Annotated in this window: 19 protein-coding genes; 12 read left to right on the top strand and 7 right to left on the bottom strand. The window is 30.5% G+C overall.

Annotation, left to right across the window (positions count from 1 at the left end; translation table 11 throughout):
* Window positions 1-11: 11 nt before the first annotated feature.
* The 4 genes from BUB83_RS07030 to BUB83_RS07015 all read left to right on the top strand — a co-directional run bounded on the left by BUB83_RS07030 (window position 12) and on the right by BUB83_RS07015 (window position 3,077).
* Entirely contained in the window at window positions 12-872 is an 861-nt protein-coding gene (locus BUB83_RS07030; RefSeq protein WP_084133444.1) for a methyltransferase domain-containing protein, read from the top strand.
* 734 nt (window positions 873-1,606) lie between these two features.
* Window positions 1,607-1,813, top strand: a complete 207-nt coding sequence (locus BUB83_RS23055) for a hypothetical protein (protein WP_479723229.1) — start codon at window positions 1,607-1,609, stop codon at window positions 1,811-1,813.
* Window positions 1,774-2,067, top strand: a complete 294-nt coding sequence (locus tag BUB83_RS07020; protein ID WP_073337735.1) for an MATE family efflux transporter — start codon at window positions 1,774-1,776, stop codon at window positions 2,065-2,067. The genes BUB83_RS23055 and BUB83_RS07020 overlap by 40 nt, the downstream gene beginning before the upstream one ends.
* Window positions 2,067-3,077, top strand: coding sequence for an endo-1,4-beta-xylanase (locus BUB83_RS07015; protein WP_073337734.1), 1,011 nt, complete (start codon window positions 2,067-2,069; stop codon window positions 3,075-3,077). The genes BUB83_RS07020 and BUB83_RS07015 overlap by 1 nt, the downstream gene beginning before the upstream one ends.
* A 133-nt stretch (window positions 3,078-3,210) precedes the next feature.
* Here BUB83_RS07015 and BUB83_RS07010 read toward each other — a convergent pair whose 3' ends face one another.
* On the bottom strand, window positions 3,211-3,555 hold the full coding sequence (locus BUB83_RS07010) for a hypothetical protein (RefSeq protein ID WP_073337733.1): 345 nt from the start codon (window positions 3,553-3,555) through the stop codon (window positions 3,211-3,213).
* Between the two features lie 4 nt (window positions 3,556-3,559).
* Window positions 3,560-4,828, bottom strand: coding sequence for a DUF1576 domain-containing protein (locus tag BUB83_RS07005; protein ID WP_242950644.1), 1,269 nt, complete (start codon window positions 4,826-4,828; stop codon window positions 3,560-3,562).
* Between the two features lie 529 nt (window positions 4,829-5,357).
* Between BUB83_RS07005 and BUB83_RS07000 the strand changes: the two genes are divergently transcribed.
* The 3 genes from BUB83_RS07000 to BUB83_RS06990 all read left to right on the top strand — a co-directional run bounded on the left by BUB83_RS07000 (window position 5,358) and on the right by BUB83_RS06990 (window position 8,156).
* Complete coding sequence (locus BUB83_RS07000; RefSeq protein ID WP_073337732.1) at window positions 5,358-6,386, top strand: ABC transporter substrate-binding protein; 1,029 nt, start codon at window positions 5,358-5,360, stop codon at window positions 6,384-6,386.
* 81 nt (window positions 6,387-6,467) lie between these two features.
* Window positions 6,468-7,358: an ABC transporter permease gene (locus BUB83_RS06995; protein ID WP_073337731.1), complete on the top strand. Its 891-nt coding sequence runs from the start codon at window positions 6,468-6,470 to the stop codon at window positions 7,356-7,358.
* Between the two features lie 6 nt (window positions 7,359-7,364).
* Window positions 7,365-8,156 carry an ABC transporter ATP-binding protein gene (locus tag BUB83_RS06990; protein WP_073337730.1) on the top strand — a complete coding sequence of 264 codons (792 nt, stop codon included), beginning with the start codon at window positions 7,365-7,367 and terminating at the stop codon, window positions 8,154-8,156.
* Between the two features lie 73 nt (window positions 8,157-8,229).
* Here BUB83_RS06990 and BUB83_RS06985 read toward each other — a convergent pair whose 3' ends face one another.
* Both BUB83_RS06985 and BUB83_RS06980 read right to left on the bottom strand, forming a co-directional pair.
* Complete coding sequence (locus tag BUB83_RS06985) at window positions 8,230-9,183, bottom strand: L-lactate dehydrogenase (RefSeq protein WP_073337729.1); 954 nt, start codon at window positions 9,181-9,183, stop codon at window positions 8,230-8,232.
* Window positions 9,184-9,229: 46 nt separating this feature from the next.
* Window positions 9,230-9,877: an SGNH/GDSL hydrolase family protein gene (locus BUB83_RS06980; protein ID WP_073337728.1), complete on the bottom strand. Its 648-nt coding sequence runs from the start codon at window positions 9,875-9,877 to the stop codon at window positions 9,230-9,232.
* Window positions 9,878-10,123: 246 nt separating this feature from the next.
* On the opposite strand from BUB83_RS06980, the gene BUB83_RS06975 reads away from it, so the two are divergent.
* Window positions 10,124-11,497, top strand: coding sequence for an aldehyde dehydrogenase (locus BUB83_RS06975; protein WP_073337727.1), 1,374 nt, complete (start codon window positions 10,124-10,126; stop codon window positions 11,495-11,497).
* A 45-nt stretch (window positions 11,498-11,542) separates the two neighbouring features.
* Here BUB83_RS06975 and BUB83_RS06970 read toward each other — a convergent pair whose 3' ends face one another.
* Window positions 11,543-12,763 (bottom strand): FAD-dependent oxidoreductase, encoded by a 1,221-nt coding sequence (locus tag BUB83_RS06970; protein ID WP_073337726.1) that lies wholly within the window; start codon window positions 12,761-12,763, stop codon window positions 11,543-11,545.
* A gap of 10 nt (window positions 12,764-12,773) precedes the next feature.
* Complete coding sequence (locus tag BUB83_RS06965) at window positions 12,774-13,760, bottom strand: helix-turn-helix domain-containing protein (protein ID WP_073337725.1); 987 nt, start codon at window positions 13,758-13,760, stop codon at window positions 12,774-12,776.
* A 310-nt stretch (window positions 13,761-14,070) separates the two neighbouring features.
* Between BUB83_RS06965 and hypB the strand changes: the two genes are divergently transcribed.
* Genes hypB through BUB83_RS06950 form a run of 3 tightly spaced genes read left to right on the top strand, consistent with a single transcriptional unit; the run spans window position 14,071 to window position 17,886 of the window.
* Window positions 14,071-14,736, top strand: coding sequence for a hydrogenase nickel incorporation protein HypB (gene hypB / locus BUB83_RS06960; RefSeq protein WP_073337724.1), 666 nt, complete (start codon window positions 14,071-14,073; stop codon window positions 14,734-14,736).
* A 3-nt stretch (window positions 14,737-14,739) separates the two neighbouring features.
* A complete protein-coding gene (locus BUB83_RS06955) occupies window positions 14,740-17,514 on the top strand; it encodes an FAD-dependent oxidoreductase (RefSeq protein ID WP_084133442.1) in 2,775 nt (924 codons plus the stop codon).
* Between the two features lie 30 nt (window positions 17,515-17,544).
* The gene (locus BUB83_RS06950) at window positions 17,545-17,886 is read left to right on the top strand and encodes a hydrogenase maturation nickel metallochaperone HypA (protein WP_073337723.1); all 342 of its coding nucleotides are present in this window, start codon (window positions 17,545-17,547) and stop codon (window positions 17,884-17,886) included.
* A gap of 122 nt (window positions 17,887-18,008) precedes the next feature.
* On the opposite strand, the gene BUB83_RS06945 is transcribed toward BUB83_RS06950, so the two are convergent.
* Window positions 18,009-19,238, bottom strand: a complete 1,230-nt coding sequence (locus tag BUB83_RS06945; RefSeq protein ID WP_242950643.1) for an MFS transporter — start codon at window positions 19,236-19,238, stop codon at window positions 18,009-18,011.
* A gap of 389 nt (window positions 19,239-19,627) precedes the next feature.
* Here BUB83_RS06945 and BUB83_RS06940 point away from each other — a divergent pair, with 389 nt between their 5' ends.
* Window positions 19,628-20,851 (top strand): carbohydrate-binding domain-containing protein, encoded by a 1,224-nt coding sequence (locus BUB83_RS06940; RefSeq protein WP_073337722.1) that lies wholly within the window; start codon window positions 19,628-19,630, stop codon window positions 20,849-20,851.
* Window positions 20,852-20,905: the final 54 nt, after the last annotated feature.

The following is a 20,905-nucleotide window of genomic DNA, read 5'->3' as shown; positions in this document are numbered from 1 at the left end:
GAAGTGATTTTGTGATAATTGAAAATTTGGACTCTATATTAAAATGTCCAGTATGCAATTTAAGTTTAAAAAAACATGAAAAACAGTATATATGTTTAAATAATCATAGTTATGATATAGCTAATAAAGGACAGATTAATCTTTTATTAGCTAATCAAAAAAGAACAAAAGATCCAGGAGACAGCAAAGAAATGATGGAAGCACGTAGGGACTTTTTAAATAAAGGGTATTACCACATTTTTTCTGAAGCGTTGAATGAAGTGATAATATCAAATATAAATGGAGATAAGATAAATATACTTGATGCTGGGTGTGGAGAAGGATATTTTTTATCTAATATAAAGGAATACATATATAGCAAAGAAAATAATTACATTCAAAACAAGGAAGTTGATTTTTTTGGTGTAGATATTTCAAAGACTGCAATTACATATGCGGCTAAAAGGGATAAAAAAATAAACTTTATAGTAGGAAGTAATTTTAATTTACCAATTATGTCAAATACAATAGATATTATTATTAGAAATTTTGCACCTTCTGACGAGTCAGAACTAAAAAGGGTACTGAAGGATAATGGTAAGTTAGTAGTGGTAACCCCTGGGATTCAACATTTATATGGGCTAAAAGAAATATTATATGTAAAAGCTAGAAAGCATGAAGAAAAAGAAATTAGCTTCCAGGGATTTAAATTAGTTCAGCATAAAGAGGTTAAGTATAGTATTCAAGTAGAAGGAAAGGAAGATGTAAAGAACCTTATTTCAATGACTCCTTATTATTGGACTTTTGATAATACCATGAAAGAAAAAGCGGATGAAACTTCTAAACTTTCAACAGAGCTTGATTTTAACATATCTGTATATGAGAAATATTAAGAGTAAGTAAAACAAAATTTAATTAGACGCTATTTTGTTATTCTCTTGCAATATGAGGTGAAAGAGATTATTTTAAGGCTTAAATACCTATATAAAAATTAGTTTTAAATTGATTAAATCTATTGATTTAATCTTACTAATAAATGAATGAATATTCGTTTATTAGTAAGATTTTATAAGAAAAGTATTAATTATTGTAGGGAGTATATATGGATTTATTTCAATCTGTTTAATGATTTTAAAAAATATAGAATTTAATTTTCTATGTTTTTAACTAAATTTCTTGGGTTGTTGTACTAAATTTATTTAGGTATGTTAAAAGAGTAACCGACAAAAATCTAATAAAACATAATTCATTGTATAATTATTTTTGCTTTTTCTAGTGGAGGATCAGTTTTTTCCGCATAGTTTTGGGGAAATAAAGATGAGAAAAATGTAAAAGCTGTTTTAGGTATAACTTTAATAAGTTCTATTGGATTTTCAATTTTATTTTTTCTGATAGTTTTTTTTTTATACCAGAACAGATTATGGGTTTTTTCACCAAAGATGATGAAATAATTGTTTTAGGTAAAGACTATTTCAGAGTAAGTTCTTTTAGTTAGGTGTTTACGGCAATTACCTTTTCTTATGCCAGTATTTTAAGAAGTACAGCGCAAATCAAACTACCTATGATAATAAATACTTTAGCAAGATTTATAAATACTTTTTTGAATTATTTGCTTATTGGAGGGAAAATGGGATTTCCTGCATTGGGGATTTCAGGAGCAGCGCTGGCAACGGTTATAGCTAGAATTTTAGAATGCTTAATTATGATAACGATTTTATACAAAGATAAGTATGTGGTGGCTGCAATGAATATTTCTAAAACAATACAAAATCTATCCTTTTTGCCATCTCTGGTATGGCAAGCACTTCTGTTATTATGGTGGGGAATGCTATAGGTGCTGGAGAACAGGAATTGGCCTATTCCTATGGTAGAAAAATTTTAAAGTTAAGTTTTATAGTAAGTGCAGTTATTTCTATAATAATAATAGCTTTAAACCCATACATAGGTATGATTTTTAAAATGCCTATAACTGTTGTTTTTACATTAATAACAGTTCAAGAAATATATAAATTTATCTCATGTGCAAAAAGATTCAAATCAAAAAAATGGATTAATAATTTGATTAAACTAGAAGGAGTGGTGGAATAATGAGTATTAAAAATGAAAAGGAAATTTCTTTATGTAACGCATATCAAAAACATTTTCCTATAGGGGCAGCGGTAAGACCAGATGATATTAATGGAGAGCACAAGGAAATTTTACTAAAACATTTTAATGTTTTAGTTGCAGAAAATCATATGAAGTTTGAAAATATACAACCTTTAGAAAATCAATTTAATTTTGAGCAAAGTGACAAAATAGTGAATTTTGCCGTAGATAATAATATGAAAATGAGAGGTCATACCTTGGTATGGCACAATCAAACACCAGAGTGGGTATTTAAAGATGTTAAGGGAGAAAAAGCCTCAAGAGAATTATTGCTTAAAAGAATGAAAAATCATATTAATGAAATAATGAACCATTATAAAGGAAAAGTTTATGTCTGGGATGTGGTAAATGAAGCTATTGAAGATTTTGAAGATAAATCATTAAGAGATACTCAGTGGTTAGATATAATTGGGGAAGATTATATAAAAATAGCTTTTCAATATGCAAAAGAAGCGGATAGCGAAGCAGTATTATTTTATAATGATTATAATAATGAGCAACCTAAAAAGTTAGAAAAAACTTATAAACTATTAAAAAAGCTTATAGATGAAGGAACCCCTATTGATGGAGTAGGTATTCAAGCTCACTGGGATATTAATGATGTAAATTTATTTGATAATCTACGAAATGCTTTAGAAAAATATTCATCATTAGGACTTCAAATTCAAATAACTGAAATGGATATATCTATGTTTTCATTTGAAGACCAAAGAAGGGACAGTATAAAACCTACAAAAGAAATGATTGAAAAACAAGCAGAAGTATACGAAAAAGTATTTTCTATATTTAGAGAATATCAACAGTTTATCACAGGAGTTTTATTCTGGGGAATTAGTGATGAAAAAACTTGGAAAAGTAATTTTCCAGTAAAAAATAGGCAAGATTGGCCTCTTGTATTTGATGAAAATCACCAAGAAAAGCCGGCTTTCTATAAAATAGTAAATTTTTAATAGGTTTCATAATAACTGGCAATGACTCAACGGAGATAATTAGAAAAGATATGTAGTTAAGTAAAAAATCAGGGGGAATCTATATCCCAAAAGTCACTATAAGTAATTAATGAGATTTAGCCCCCTGAGATATTTATTTTTTGTATCTTACTAATTTTATTTTAAGTGAAGGAGGTTTAAATTCAATATCTACTTCATCTACCATCATGCCAACTAAATTTAATTCCCCTCCTTTGATATCTTCTCCGGCTAACTGCCAATAGTATTCTTCCATTTCAGTTTGTCTTTGAACATTGAGAAGTTCTTTAATTTGATCGATTTTTTTAGTACTATGGTTTATTTGGTCTGATTCAGTAATTATAATAAAAGCATCATCTGTATTTTCGATAGATATATTTACTTTTTTTGATGAATTTAAAAAGCAAAAGTTTATAATTTCATCTACTATTTTAGAAATTTTTTGTACTTCGTGTCTCATAAATTTAATCTCCTTTCTTAAAAGCATCTATAATAGGAACTAATATTGCTGCAACAAATCCTCCGGCAAAACCATTATTATATAGATTTATACCTCCATGAACAACACCTACATTCATAACAACTGATAAATGTAAAAAACCAGCTATAAGTCCTATAATTGGACCGAACTCTCCGGCTATAGGAGCTAGCGTTGTACCAAACAATCCTGCAAGTATTACTGCAGTAGAATCTATATCCCATATTTTAATAAAAGCACCTAAAGCAACACCAAGCATAATAGGCAAGGCATTTCTAAGGTGTTTTCCAAAAGCACCAAATCCAACAACAGTTAATAATGCTCCAACAATAGGACCATTTAATACGCCGCCTAAAGATATAGCATAAGCCAATGATACTATACCCATAATGCCCATATTTATGTATGTGATACCATATCCTTTAAGTTGAGTAAAATCAGTAACCAATCTTCCAGAAAATTTTAAAATTTTCTTATACCCTTTAAAACTCTTATTATTAATAAAATAGCCTAATATTATTAAAAGAAGAAATAATATAAAAAAGAATATTTTTAAGAACAAATCATATTTAGTTGAAAGAACTTGTTGTGGTTCTATAACAAAGCCAAAACTTCTTAATAAGGAGGTTATTAACATACCTAAAATCCCAGCAGTTAAGCCAATATTATATAAATTATAGCCATCATGAGTTCTTAACATATGAGATGATAAAGGAGTTATAACAAAGCCAATGAAGATTCCGAAAAGTATGGCTATAGGCAATGAAAATAAAATATTTGTATTTAATCCAAAAGCTATTTCATTTATTATTGGTGCAAGGGAAGTAGAAAACATAATTACAACTAAAACACTTTTAAACTCAATTTTTTGGTATTTTGCATATAAATATCCACCTATATAAATAGGCCAAACATTAAATATATTTTTACCGAAAAATGAAAACCCTGTTATAGTAAATATAGCTGCAATAAGAGCTCCATTTAGTTTTAGTTTTAACTTATATATTATAAAAATATTTATCAATGCTAATAGTGCTGCATTTACAAAAGTAGCGCCTATGCCTCCTACTTCTAAATAATCTACCAATAAAACATCTGATGATATAATTATTGAATATAGCCCCTTAAGAATATTAGCTGGAGTATCCAGCAAGAATGCGGAAATCAAAAATATTATAGGCAAAATAGAAAGGATTATTAAATTTTCTATTCTACCTATTTCAATTTCCGTTGAATCTGTTTTTATTTTTTGCAATTAGTATCACCCTCCAAGTGTTGAAACTAAATTATTAAAGTATATTTAAGTTTATTAAACCATTTTTTTTGCTTTTATTCAATTATAATTAATTTCCTAATAAGTTTTCATAAAATTGAATTGGTTAAGTAAGATTAATCTTGACATTTTTTGATGGTTTAGATTATAATGTACCTATTAAACTTGTGACGTGGAGATAAAACTGTAATAAGCATCTACAGAGAGTGAGGGATGGTGGAAGCCTCGCGAAAAAGCTGTACAGTAAATGGACCACTGAGGGCAAGGTGAACGATTTATAGTAAATCTAGTAGCTAAGACGTACATTGGCGTTAACAATAGGTATCGTGTTTAAAATTTTGTGTATTAAGATGGTATATCAGATATAATCTGTTCTTAAAAAAGGACAGATTTTTTTGTTTATAAAAAATTAATTAAAATAATACTACTGCAAGGATTCCATGGGGAAAATAACTGGAATTTATATGCAAATAGTATAAAAAAATAATTTATTAAAAAGGGGAAAAGAGAGATGAAAAAACTATTAACATTTTTATTGGTAGCAATTATTGCATTAGGGGGCTTAACGGGGTGTTCAAGTAATACTGATAATACTAATAGTACTAATAGTACTAATAGCACTAATAGCACGGATAGTACTGAGTCAAAAATTTATAAAATTGGGATTATCCTTCCTATGGATCACCCTTCTTTGAATCAAATTCATGAAACTATTGAATCAGAACTAAAGGCAATGGATTTTGGGGATAATACTGAAATTGAAATTGATTTTGAAAATGCAAATGGAGATATGAGTTTATTACCTACTATTATGCAAGATATGTTGAGCGATGGTGTAAATATGCTTGTACCTATTGCAACTCCTACTGCACAAGCAGCAATAGCTTCAACTACCAGTGTACCTATCGTATTTTCAGCAGTAAGTAATCCTATAGAAGCTGGGCTTGTTACTTCTTTTGAAGAAACAACAGGTAATATTACAGGGGTTTCAAATTCAATTGCTATTGAAGATATTTTTAAACTAGCAAATGAATTAACACCAGAGGTAAAAGTATTTGGATTTATATACAATAGTAGCGAAATAAATTCTTCTACTGGGATCAAAAGAGCTAAAGAGTATTGTGATGCTAATGGTATAGAATATAAAGAAGCTACAATTACAGGGACTGCTGATTTACAACAAGTGGCTTCTTCTTTGGTTGGAGAAGTTGATGCTTTCTTTACACCAAATGATAATACAGTTGCTTCAGCAATGGCTACTTATATGCAAATAGCAATGGATTCTAACATTCCTACTTATGTGGGTGCAGATTCAATGGTTGCAGATGGAGCACTTGCAACAGTGGGTATTGATTATACTGTACTTGGAAAACAAACAGCTCAAATGGTTTCACGTATTATTAAAGGTGAAACAATTAAAGAAAATTCTGTAGAGCAAATTGCTGAATATTCTAAAATGATAAATATTAGTACAGCTAAAGATTTAGGTTTAAATATTTCAGATGAGTTAATGAAGGAATTTGTTATTATAGGGGAATAGAATTAATTTAAATAGACAACCCCTTAAGTAAACTTATGTATACTTTAAGGGGTTTGTTTAAAATGTAAAAAGGGGATAAATATGATACTAATAATGGGGTCATTACAACTTGGGTTATTATATGCCATTATGGCATTAGGTATATATATAACATTTCGTATCTTAAATTTGCCGGATTTAACCGTTGACGGTAGTTTTTCATTAGGTATGGCTTGTGCTGCTGTAGTAACTATCAGCGGACATCCTTTTCTTGCTTTACCAGTTGCAATACTTGCAGGAGCTTTGGCTGGGTGTACAACAGGTTTATTACAAACTAAATTAAATATACATCCCATATTATCAGGAATTCTTGTTATGACAGCATTATATACAGTGAATTTAGGAATTATGGGAGGTAAAGCAAATCTATCTATTGTAGGTAATGAAACAATATTTACCAAAATAGAGACTATTATTACGGTTCAAAACGGAATGAATAAAACGCTTTTAGCTTTATTTATATGTATTATCATTACAGTAATCCTTGCTATTGCATTTAAAACAAGATTTGGGCTTGCTATTCGTGCTACAGGTGATAATGAGGAAATGGTTCGTTCTTCATCTATAAATGCAAACCTATCTAAGTGTATTGGATTATCCATGGGTAATGCTTGTGTTGCTTTATCTGGAGCTTTGATATGTCAATATCAAATGTTTTCTGATGTGGGTTCTGGAAGCGGTATGGTGGTAATTGGTTTAGCATCAGTTATTATTGGAGAAGCTTTATTTGGCAAACGTTCAGTGACTATTGGATTGATATCAGCAGCAACAGGCTCTATTATTTACAGAATAATTATTGCACTTGCTTTAAAAATTGATTTGCTTCCTTCTTACGCTTTAAAATTAATTTCTGCAATTATTGTTACGGTGGCCCTTTCTTTACCTTCAATAAAAGCAAAGATTAAGCAAAATAAAATTAAAGGGGAGGAGTAATATACTATGTTAACTTTAAATAATGTTTCTAAAACTTTTTACCCTGGCACTGTAAATGAAAAAAAAGCTTTGAAATCAATAAATTTACATCTAGATCCAGGAGATTTTGTCACTATAATTGGCTCAAATGGAGCGGGAAAGTCTACCTTGTTTAATGCAATAGGAGGAAGTTTCTTTGTGGATAGTGGTTCTATTATGCTAGATGATAATAATATCACTAAACTTACGGATTATAAAAGGGCTTTTGATATTGGGAGGCTTATGCAGGACCCAATGAAAGGTACAGCCCCATCTATGACTATTGAAGAAAATCTAGCCCTTGCTTATACTAGAAAAGCAAAAAGAAGTTTTTTTGCTTTAAATAAAAGGGATTTTTCACACTTTAGAGAAATACTAGCTACCTTAGATTTGGGGTTAGAAGATAGAATGAAAACAAAAGTTGGACATTTATCTGGAGGACAAAGACAAGCGGTTACACTTCTTATGTGTACTATTTCTTCACCTAAACTTATACTCTTAGATGAGCATACTGCAGCACTTGACCCAGCCACTGGAGAAAAAATATTAAAGATAACTACAGATATTGTTGCTGAATCAAAAATAACAACAATGATGATTACTCATGATATAAAAGCTGCACTTTCTCTTGGAAATCGTACTATTATGATGGATGATGGTGAGATTATCTTAGATATAAAAGGGGAAGAAAGAAGTAAAATGACTATAGAGGAATTATTAACATATTACTCAAAAGAACGAAAAAAACAATTAACAAATGATAGAATGTTATTGTCTTAGTAAAAATTAAAGAATAACTTTAAAAGTGCACAGTTCATTAACCTTGAACTGTGCATTTTAATTGAAGAGTTAATTATAGTTTTTCTGCTAATGCAATGTGGTTACGAATTACATTACAGGATTCTTCAAATAATTTTTGCTCGTCAGTATTTAATTTTAACTCAATTATTTCTTCTATTCCTTTTTTCCCAATAATAGCGGGCACACCAATATGTAAATTTTCTTCACCATATTCACCTTCTAATAAAGCGGATACAGGTATAACACGATGCTCATCATGAAAGATTGCTTTAACAAGGTCTGCAAGAACAGTACCAATTCCAAATTCTGTTGAACCTTTTCCAATTACAACATCCATTCCAATCATACGAGTTCTATGTAGAATATGATCAAAATTCAAATGGCCATATTTTTCAGGCTTTTCTTTTATTAATTCTAATAAGGGTTTTCCACCAAGGGTAATATGAGAAAAAGGAATCATACTTGAATCTCCATGTTCACCCATAGAAATACATTGAATACTTCTAGAGTCTGCTCCAGTTTCTTCTTGAAGAACTCTTTTAAGTCTAGCAGTATCAAGAGAAGTTCCCGTACTAAAAACTCTATTTTTGGGCCAAGCCAAATGCTTTCTCATGTAGTTAGCAATAACATCAGCTGGATTGGATATACAAATCAATATGCCTTCAAATCCTGAGTTTTTTAAAGGTTCTACAATTTCTTTCATCACTATTATGGAGTCATCCATGGTATCTAGCCTCGTTTGTCCAGGCTTTCTTGGAACTCCTGCAGCTAAAACAACTATATCGGCATTTTTACAATCCTGATAATCTCCAAATCTCACAATGGTAGGATGAGGCATAAAACATGCTGCATCGGCAATATCCCATGCTTGTGCTTTACCTTTTGTTGAGTCCACATCGATAAAAACAATTTCATCAACTTCTCCTTGTGCTAGCAAACTGTACCCACAATGAGAGCCTACATGTCCTGCACCTATAATAACAATTTTCTTTAATTTATTTGTCATCAGCTAATTCTCCTTGTTTTTTATATGGTATTTTTTATTTGTAAATTTATTGTGTTACAGCTTTTATCCATTCTTGTGCAATCAAAGCATGTCCAGCTTGAGATGGGTGTACTCCATCACCAGCCCATTTATCCATAGCTAAAGCCATAGATGCTTTTGCAAATATACCATCTAAAGGAATAAAAGTGGCTTCAAATTCTCTTGCTAATTTTCTAGCAACATGTATTTTGGGATCTAAATCTTCACGCCATTGACTTTGACCTGCAGACCAATCCGAACGTTCTTCTATTACAGGTAAAAGAAAAGGTTCCATGATAATTATTTTTGCATTTGTTTTTTCTTTTACTTCAGTTAAGAGTTGTTTATAGGTTGCTTCGAATTTATCCGCAGCAGTGGCATCATTGTTATCATATTTTCTCCAACAATCATTAATACCAATCAAAATAGAAACTATAGATGGGTTTAAATCTAGGCAATCTTCTTTCCATCTGTTTTGTAGGTCTATTACTCTGTTTCCACTAATGCCTTTATTTAAAAAATTAAAGGATTTTTGTGGGTATTGAGCTGTAAGCCACGCAGCTATCATATTGGCATAGCCAAAGCCTAGCCCATTAGAACTTTCTAATCTACCACAATCTGTTACACTATCACCTTGAAAAAGTATTGTTGAATTTTTTTCAATTATATTTTTCATCGTTTATCATCGCCTTTGCCTTATATAATTTTATTCAATTTTTAGCAAATAAAGAAACTATATGCTATCTAATAGTATAATATATCAATTTTTAAAAGAATACAAATATAATTATTTTAGGTTTAATACCTAAGATAATTACTCCTTGACGAAGTAATATATATGTGGAATGATAATAAACAGAGATATAAATGTAAGTAAAAATTTACTGAAACTAGCAATATAATAAAAAATAGGAGGTATACCATGATAAATTATGCAGAAATCATAGAAGAACATAAAAAATATTATTATACTAGTAAGACCAAAGGCATTGAATATCGAATCCAACGATTAAGTGAGCTTAAAAATTCGATTCGTAACAATGAAGACAAGATTGCAGATGCACTATATATGGACCTTGGAAAATCTAAACATGAAGCTATAACTACTGAAATAGGTTTTACATTAAATGAAATCAAAACAGTGATGAAAAATCTCAAAAAATGGAGTAAGATTAAGCATAGCAAAACCAATCTTATAAACTTTCTTGGAAAATCTTATACAGTTAGAGAACCATTCGGTGTAACCCTTATTATGGGTCCTTGGAATTATCCTTTTCAGCTAGTGATGGCACCACTTATAGGAGCTATTGCAGGTGGAAATTGTAGTGTTATAAAGCCATCAGAATTAGCACCAAATACGGCGAGAGTTATCGAAGAAATTATAAATGAGACTTTCAAACAAAATTATATATCTGTTGTTCAAGGGGGGATACCCGAGACAGAAGCTCTTTTAGAACAACGGTTTGATAAAATATTTTTTACAGGAAGTACAAAAGTAGGAAGTATAGTTATGAACAAAGCAGCAAGACATTTGACACCGGTAGTTCTTGAGCTAGGAGGAAAAAGTCCAACCATTGTTGATAATACTGCGGATTTAACCAAAGCAGCTAAACGTATTATCTTTGGCAAGGGTATCAATTCAGGACAAACATGTGTGGCTCCTGATTATGTATTAGTTCATGAAAGTGTAAAAAAAGATTTTTATGAAACCTTCGGTAAAGTGGTAAAGAATCTATATGGAGAGGATTTACTTACCAATGAGGATTACGGTAGAATGATAAACGAAAAAAATTATCAAAGAGTTAAATCCTATATAGGTGACGGTAAACTAGTTTATGGTGGTAAAACTAATGATGATAAACTTCATATTGATTTGACTTTGATAGAAGTAGAAAATATCGATAAGCCTATTATGAAAGATGAAATCTTCGGACCTATATTGCCAGTAATAAGTTATAGTACCTATGAGGAACTTATAGAAATTATTAGAAGAAATCCGGACCCTTTAGCTTTCTATGTATTTAGTGAAAATCAGAAATTTGTTAATCGTTTGATTCAAGATGTTCCCTTTGGTGGAGGCTGTATTAATGATACCATAATGCATCTTACCAATGAGCACTTACCATTTGGGGGAAGAGGAACTAGTGGGACAGGTAATTATCATGGTAGATATAGTTTTGAAGCATTTACTCATGAAAAATCAGTTCTCAAAAGCGCTACTTTCTTTGATATGCCACTGAAATATCCCCCTTATGGAGGGAAAGCACTTGCTTTTATCAAACGATTGATGTACTAGTATATAACTCAAATAACTCATATGGCTAACATATGAGTTATTTTTTTATTTATTTGAATTATAGTCATCTAATATTTGATTTACAGAATTTTTCACTGATAGATATAAATTTGATAGTGAAGGTTGAGATACTAAAGAACCTATTAAACAAATATTACTAATTTTTTGCCTCTCACTTATATCTTGATAAAAATTTTGAGTAAGATTATTTTCTTTTAAATGGGGGAATATATACCACTGTTTGGCAGTTATTAAATGGTTTATATTTATTCCTAGACTTTGAATATCATGTGTTATTCCGTTAACTAAATCCTTTTGGATAGTTCCATATGCATAAGCAATAAGTATAATGCGGTTATTTTTTTTGAAAGTATGGAAAAACTGTATTTTACCTTTTTTTCCTAGGTTGGCTTTGAAATAGGTTGTTACTAATTTGCTGTTGCTTACTTCATAAGCACATGTGATAAATGGATTTGTATCTATTTTCTTCATTAAGTGATTATATAAATCATCCTTAATAACATCTCTTGGGAGCTTTGTAGTGATAAGAACCTTATCGTAATAGTCAGAAGAAAAGTTAGTTTCAACTTTTACTTTGTTGTCTATAAGTTCAACGTTATTAACTTCAATAGAGTATCTTATATCTGATATATTTTGGCTAAGTTTATTAATAAGGTCGGAAGTTCCACTGTTAATGAACAAAAGCTTATCACCACGAATAAAAGATAATATAATATCTAGGCTAAATATTTTAAAAGTATAGTAAGCTTGGGTATTTAAGATATTTCCATAGCCATAAGATGAGAGGTGAGGTGCAATAACCTGACATATAATCTTTAAATCATGTTTTTTCAGAAATTGGTGTAGTGGAACCAATAAATCTTCATGAATATATCCATAATTCACATCATTAAGTGAAGAAGAATATTGTTTTAAAAGAACTGTAAGACGAGCTAGCTCATCCATTAGTAAAACTACATCTTCTCTGGGCATGTGTTCCACACTATTAAAATTTTCATCAACAAAGTTTCTGTATACAAATCGTTCTGTATAATCAACTTTTAATTCAATTAATAATTCCTTGATTTCCTTGGGAAAGGAGAAAACTGTTCCAAGTTCTGCATAAAGATCTTTATTTGCAAAGGTTCTACAATGTCCGCCTATATATTCCTCTTTTTCATAAACAGTTACTTTAAGTCCATTTTTTTCTAATAAGTATGCTGCAAGCATTCCACTAAAACCCGCTCCGATAATTGCTACTTTCATAGAATCTCCTTTAGTATTTCCTATCAATATATGCCCATAGAGGCAAGATAAGAGGATTATTGGTTAATTTATTATGGTATTCAATAGGAGAACATATCTCGTTATCAAATTTTGTTTTTAAGTTTAAATTGTATGCTCGAATATGTTTTTGCAACTGCATCTTAAGTTCGTTTAATAACATACCTTCATGAATTAAAGGCATTAAATATGATAAACAACCTTCTGTATATTGTTTTCTTAATTCATCAATATTACCTAAGATGTCATTTGATTTAAAAATATATGTTTTTATATCAAGTCCATTATCTTGAACTATTTTGCTAAACTTTGAATTCAAGATGGTTATGGTTTGTTTTATAATTTTTGAATCTTGAAAAAAGCATAAATACTTTGTGTTAAAATTTAGTGTTTGTGATACAGGGATAGCTACAGCAGTTAATAAGTCTTCAAAATTATTAAAGGATATGTCGTGATACAACCTTGTGCAGGATATTCTACTTTTAAAATCAAAGATAGTATATTCATAGATATTACCTATGTTTTTAAAGTTACCATAATTTGTGATCCAAAATATCCAACATTCTCCGCTATTTATCTCATTTAATGGAGGAAGCGAGTTTGTGATATTATTATCCTTCTTCTTTGAAAATTTAATTCTACATTCTCTATTAGTTAGAGAATGTCTTTTCATCACATTGAAAACAGCTGATTCACTTATATTATAACCGAATTCTTCTAATAAGTATTTGATAGCTTTAGGTCCATAATGAGGATATGTCTTAAAAAGACCAAGTAAAACGTTTTCAATATCAGAGCTTGTTTTATTTATAGGTGTAAAATCTTTTTTTATATCATCTAGTCCTTCAATACCTAGAGCTTTATATCTTTTTAACCAACGATAATAAATAGTTCTGGAAATGTTATATTTTTGGCAAGTTGCAGTTACTCCGTTTGTTTGTCCTTCAAATATAATATTGAACTTAAGATTTTTATTCATAATGGTCACCATTATTCTAGAATTGTAATTTTTATAGGAAAAACTCTATATAATATTTTATCATTGTGAAGGAATTCTTTCAATAGTTAATATAATAACAAGGTTTTAAATAAATTTACTTTGGATTTCTGTTTACAGTTCGCATATGTAAAATGTCGAAATTGTCAGACTATTTAGCGCTTTCAATAGTTTTGGATTTGTAAACACTTTAGTAAAGTAATTGCTACAAAAAAACCTAGAAAAATTATGGGTATATGAAATGTTATTCTTTTGCTATAATCAAGATATAGACAGTGGTTGGAGGTTTAATATGGATGAATTAAAGGTTTTCACAATTAAGAAAAATATCCAAGAAGATAATAGAAAAGTTGCGCAAGAAACGAGAGATGAATTAAAGACATTAGATACTTATCTTATTAATATCATGTCTTCACCAGGTAGTGGAAAGACAACTACTCTTGTAAGTACAATTAAGGCATTAAAAGATGTAATAAAAATTGGGGTTATGGAAGCTGATGTGGACTCAGACGTGGATGCTAGAACTGTTCAAGAAGCAGGGGCAAAAGCTATTCAATTGCACACTGGTGGTTTGTGCCATTTAGATGCTACTATGACAAAACAAGGTATAGATGAATTAGGGGTAGAAGAATTAGATTTAGTTTTTTTAGAAAACATAGGAAATTTAATATGCCCAGCAGGATATGATACAGGAGCAATGAAAAATGTAGCTATACTAAGCGTTCCAGAAGGTGATGATAAACCGCTAAAATATCCTAAGATATTTGGGGTAGTAGATGTATTAATCGTGAACAAAATTGATGCCATTGAGCATTTTGATTTTAGAATGGATTTACTTGAAGAAAGAGTAAAAAAGTTAAATAAAGATATTATTATATTTCCTATATCAGCTAAAACCGGTGAAGGTATAGATGAATGGACAAATTGGATTAAAAAACAATTAAGAAAGAGGGTATAAAAAATGTCAAAAGAACAAACAAAAACAAACTTTAACAAATCAGAAAGATTTAACTTTGCTTTAAATTGGGCAGACGTGGATGGTAGAGAGTATAGACAAGAAATAGTTGATCTTGCAAACAAAATTGGAAGAACAAAACAAGGAAGTTCTAGAGAAGTAATTCCGTTTGGTCCTGAGTATTATGCTCTTGCCCCATTACTTAATGAGTATCAAGCAAAATTAGCAATGCATTTGAAATTCCGTGAAAAAGTTAGTGCAGAAGATATTGCAAAAGCAGCAGGAGAGCCATACGAAAAAGTAAAAGAAGCAATGGACTATATTGCTTGGACTGGAGCTGCTTTTGTTAATACAATAAATGGAGTAGATATGTATTGGCATGATATTTTTGTTCCAGGGCATTTAGAAATGATTAATAACAATAAAGAATTAGTTGCTAAATACCCAGAAGTAGCAGAAGCATTTTATTATTTCGGCAAAAAAAGAGGGCCAGCAGCAGCAGGTATAATGCCTATTGGTGGAGGACCTATGCGTGTAATACCTATTGAAAGATCTATTGATGGAAATTCAAAAAAAGCTTCTTATGAAGAAGTGTCAAAATATTTGAATGAATCAACAGTGTTCTCAGTATCAGATTGTTCTTGTAGAACTTCTCGTGAAGCAATGGGAGAAGGATGTGGACATTTAAAAGAAGATATGTGTATTCAATTAGATCATGCAGCTGAGTATTACATTAAAACAGGACGTGGAAGAGAAATCACTAAAGAAGAAGCTTTTGAAATTGTTCAAAAAGCAGAAGATAATGGTTTGATGCACTCTATTCCTAACTTGGATTCACCAGGACATACTCATGCTATTTGTAATTGCTGTGGATGTGGTTGCTATGCTATGAGACTTGCTAATGAATTTGTAAATGGGGATATAGTAAGATCTAATTATAGATCTGTAGTTGATGAATCTAAATGTGTTGCTTGTGGAGAATGTGTTGATGTTTGTCCTACAAATGCTTTAAGACTTGGGCAAAAATTATGTTCAAAAGAGCCAATTGATGTGGAAATGATTAAAGTAACACCAAGAAATACAGAGTGGACAGAAGAAAAGTTGAACAGAGACTATAGAATTAATAGAAAGAACACAGTAGATTCTGGTACAGCTCCTTGTATTACAAATTGTCCTGCGCATATTCCGGTACAAGGTTATGTTAAGCTAGCTTCTCAAGGTAAATATACAGAAGCATTGGAATTAATCAAAAAGCACAATCCACTTCCAGCAGTTTGTGGACGTGTTTGCCCAAGATTATGTGAGGAAGATTGTACACGTGGGGATATAGATGAAGCTGTAGCCGTTGATGATATTAAGAAGTTTATTGCAGAGCAGGATTTAAACAAAGATATTCGCTACATACCTAGAAAAAGACATGATTATAGTGATAAAAAGATTGCTATTATCGGTGGAGGTCCTTCAGGATTAACATGTGCTTATGATCTTTCTATTGATGGATATGATGTAACAATATTTGAAAAAGAAGAAAAACTAGGTGGAATGTTGACATTTGGAATACCATCTTATAGATTAGAAAAAAATGTTATACAAGCAGAAATTGATGTACTACAAGATATGGGAGTAAAGTTTAAAACTGGTGTTGAAGTTGGAAAAGACGTATCAATTCAACAACTTAGAGAACAAGGATTTAACGCATTTTATATAGCTATCGGAGCTCAATCAGGTAGAAAATTAGGCTTAGAGGGTGAAGATGCTAGTGAAGTAATAAGTGGAGTAGATTTCCTTAGAACAGTTAACTTAGAACAACCAACAGAAGTAAAAGGTAAAGTAGTTGTTATCGGTGGAGGGAATGTAGCTATCGATGTGGCTAGATCTTCAGTAAGACTTAAGAGTGTTGAACAAACAGATATTTTCTGTTTAGAAGCAAGAGATATTATGCCTGCACATATAGAAGAAGTAGAAGAAGCATTAGAAGAAAATGTTAACATAAATAACTCATGGGGACCAACAAGAGTTATAACAGAAAACGGTAAAGTTACAGGAATTGAATTCAAACGCTGTATTTCAGTATTAGATGCAGAAGGTAGATTCAATCCACAGTTTGATGAATCAGATAAAAAAATAGTTGAATGTGATTACATTTTATTATCAGTAGGACAAACATTCAATTATGGAAATTTACTACAAGGTGAAGATGTAAAATTAACTAATAGAAACACTATTCAAGTTGACCATATTACTCTTCAAAGTTCAAAAGCGGATATTTTTGCTGGTGGAGATGTGGCTAGTGGACCAAAACTTGCTATTGATGCTATAGCTGCAGGAAAAGAAGGCGCTGTATCTATTCACAGATTTGTTCAAAATGGTCAGTCATTAGTATTTGGTAGAGATAATCATTCTTACAAGATGCTTGATAAAAAGAACTTAATGGAACCTGAAGGATATGATGGAACTGTAAGACAAAGAATCAATCATGTAGATGGTAAGGTATCTAGAACAACTTTTAAAGATTTAAGAGGAACTTTAACAGAAGAACAAATCAAGAAGGAAACTGCAAGATGTCTAGGTTGTGGTGCTACTAAAACTGATCCATACTTATGTGTAGGATGTGGAGCATGTACACTTAAATGTAAATTTGATGCTATTAAACTTGAAAAAGTTTATGATGTAAAAGGTTATGAACTTGAAAACTTACCAAAAGCTGTACTTAAGAAAGCAGCAATTAGAAAAGTTAAAATATTAGCAAATAAAATTAATCCTCTTACAAAAACAAGATAAATCTACTAGATAGAAAGTGGAGTGAAAATAATGCATGAACTAGGTATAGTTTACGAAGTTATTAAAGTAGTTGATAGATTTGTTAAAGAAAATCAACTAACAAAAGTAGATAAAATTGTATTAGAGATTGGACAATTGTCTCAATCAATTCCTAGATATATTGAAGAATGTTATCCTGCAGCAGTTAGTAAAACAGACTATGAAGACACAAAACTAGAGATTATTGTACTTCCAGCTAATGCTGAATGTAAAGCTTGCAATGAAATCTATAATGTTATCGAACATAGAAAGATTTGCCCTAAGTGTAGCGGAGAGGAATATGAATTAATCTCAGGACAGGAATTTAATATTAAAGAAGTTGTAGCATATTAATAAAGTTATGATGGGCTTAATAAATTAGGGATTCAAAGTGTGAATTTTGTAAGATAATAAACAATAAAATTAAGCGGTTAATAACAAGTCTCATTGACAATTATTAACCGCATTATTTTTAATTATTTTGAGCTAATAGTTTCTTGTGTTAGTTTTATTAATCTTTCACTGCATAAAAACATGATTAATATACAACCTATTAAATAAAAAGGAAATATTCTCATACTAGAGTGTTTCACAATTACTCCTAATAGAGGAGGAAATAATGCATTTCCCGTAGCAGCAAAGCCCATTTCATAACCTATAATAAGCTGAGAATGATTTTTTCCAAAGCGTACAGGGGTTTCATGAACCATAGCAGGAAATATAGGGGAAAGACCAAGTCCTATAAGAACAAAAGAAAAAGCTGATATAAAATTGGGCAAAGGAAATAAAAGCAAAATAGCACCAATTAAAGTTATTTTTACACCGTAACGAATCATTTGAGTATTATTTAATTTAAAGGATATAAAACCAGAAATAAAACGACCTAAGGTGATTCCACCATAATACATTGCCACCCAAAAAGCTGCTTTTTCAACGGATATATTCTTGATTTGTATGAGAAAACTACTTCCCCATAAACCCATAGATAGTTCTACTGCACAATAAAATAAAAAGGTGAATAGTGCATATTTAACTCCTTTTATCTTAAGGATAGATTTTCTGCTTAATTTATCATTGATTTCAGAATTCTCAAAGGAATTTTCAAGTGTATTTCCATTAAAGTGTCCATCATTTGTGATGCTATCTGATAAACTTTCATGTTTTTTCCAAAGAGGTAAGGTAATTAATAATATAAAAGCTAGAATTAATTGAATAAAGGCTATAGTACCATATCCCAAACGCCAGGATGAAGTATTAATCAAAATCTGAGCCATAATTAAAGGCCCTAAAGTAGCGCCGACTCCCCAAAAACAATGTAGCCAATTCATATGATGAGCTTTAAAATGCAAAGCTACATAATTGTTCAAGCCAGTATCTACAGCACCACCTCCAAAACCTAGTGGAATAGCAAATAATAAAAGCCATAAATATGAAGGTGCAAAAGAAAATCCTAAAAGAGCACCACCGGTCATTGCACAACTAATAAAAGTTACTTTTCCTGTTCCAAATTTCTTGATGATATGTCCACTTAGAAAACTAGATATAATGGTGCTTCCTGTAATAAATAAAGCTACAAGACCAACAGCATCTAAAGGCAACCCCCACTGATTTTGCATAATAGGCCAAGTAACGCCTAGCAATGAATCAGGCAATCCTAAACTAATAAATGCTAAATAAATAATAATTAATAATACCGTTGTAATCATTTTATAGCTCCTTCAAGTTTAATAACACTTATTACAAGTACTATTTTGAAGGTATAAGTATTAATTGTCAATTGATATATTAACTAACTAAGTTTAAGTGTTGCATAACACTATATCAGTACAGTGGGGAATAAAGTTTTTAAATATGTGGATATTTAATTTTATTTTGATATCTAACTTTGATACAATTAAGTGATGTATTTAAACTTCAAATGTTGGATTATAAAAAAGCACGACTTTTATTATATATTAAAAAATACATAACACTGAACTTTTAAGGTTATTTTAAGGTGCATAATCTATTATTTAATTAAGGCAATAACTAATTAGAAATTTTGGCTAACAAAAATAAAGATTATTACTATTAATATCTAAAGGAGTGTTAATTTATGAAAATTAAAAAAAATATTATAACTGGTTTAAGTTTGTCTCTTGTTCTTTCTTTTGTGGGGTGTAGCAATGCACAAGATAACAATGTAGCGTCTACAAATGCAGAAACTACAGTTACTAGCGAAGTTATAACAACTGAGAATAATACAGACAATACTTCAACAAGTATTATTTCAACTGTTGAAGGGTCGATTCTTGATACATCAGAATTATTCAGCGATAGAGATTTAGAACAGTCAGCAGATCTTACTGATGCAGTACTTATACAACTGGAAAGCAATAAAAATGTTACTATAGATAAAGAAGGTGTGTATGTTTTAAGTGGTGAAGTGGAAAATACTACAGTTATAGTTGAAACTGACGAAGAAGCAAAAGTTCAAATAGTTCTAGATGGGGTTAGTATAAAAAATTCAGATTCACCTGCAATTTATGTGAAATTAGCTGATAAAGTATTTGTTACATCAACTGAAAGTCAGAACTATATGGAAGTTTCAGGTGAGTATGTAGCAGATGAAGAAACCAATTTAGATGCAGTTATTTTTTCTAAAACAGACTTAACATTAAATGGTGTGGGCACATTAGAAATTCTTTCTGCTAAAGGTAACGGAATTTCTTCTAAAGATGATATTAAAATAACTGGAGGTGTATATGTAATTAATTCATCTGAAGATGGCATAGAAGCAAATGATTCTATTCTTATGTATGATGGAGAGATTACCATAGTTACAGATAAAGATGCTCTTCATAGCGAAAATGATGAAGATTCATCCCTTGGATATATCTATATTCAAAATGGTACATTAAATATTACTGCTGCTGATGATGCAATTCGTGCCAACAGTATTGTTCAAATAGATGGCGGTACAATCAATATAGAAACATGTTCAGAAGGTATTGAAGGAACTTATATCCAGATAAATGATGGTCAGATTGATATATATGCCACCGATGATGGAGTAAATGCAACTTCTAAAAGTGATGCTTATGATGTTTTAATAGAAATTAATGGTGGTACAATTAAAGTAGTTATGGCTAGTGGTGATACTGATGGATTCGATTCAAACGGAAATATATATGTTAACGGTGGAATAATAAATGTAGAAGCAAATTCAGCTTTTGATGCAGATATTTCATCAGTATTAAATGGCGGAGATGTTACAGTTAATGGAGAAAAAATAACAGAAATAGTACAGCAAGACATGGGTAAAGGAAAGAAAAAATAGATAATTAAATTAATATAAAAATCCTCTTTAAAGCAAGGTATAAAAATATACCTT

Origin of the sequence: Clostridium grantii DSM 8605 (genome assembly GCF_900129965.1) — a bacterium.
Classification (GTDB): domain Bacteria; phylum Bacillota; class Clostridia; order Clostridiales; family Clostridiaceae; genus Clostridium_AF; species Clostridium_AF grantii.
Note: the sequence above shows the minus strand (reverse complement) of the source record. Positions and strands in the feature narration are given on the sequence as shown.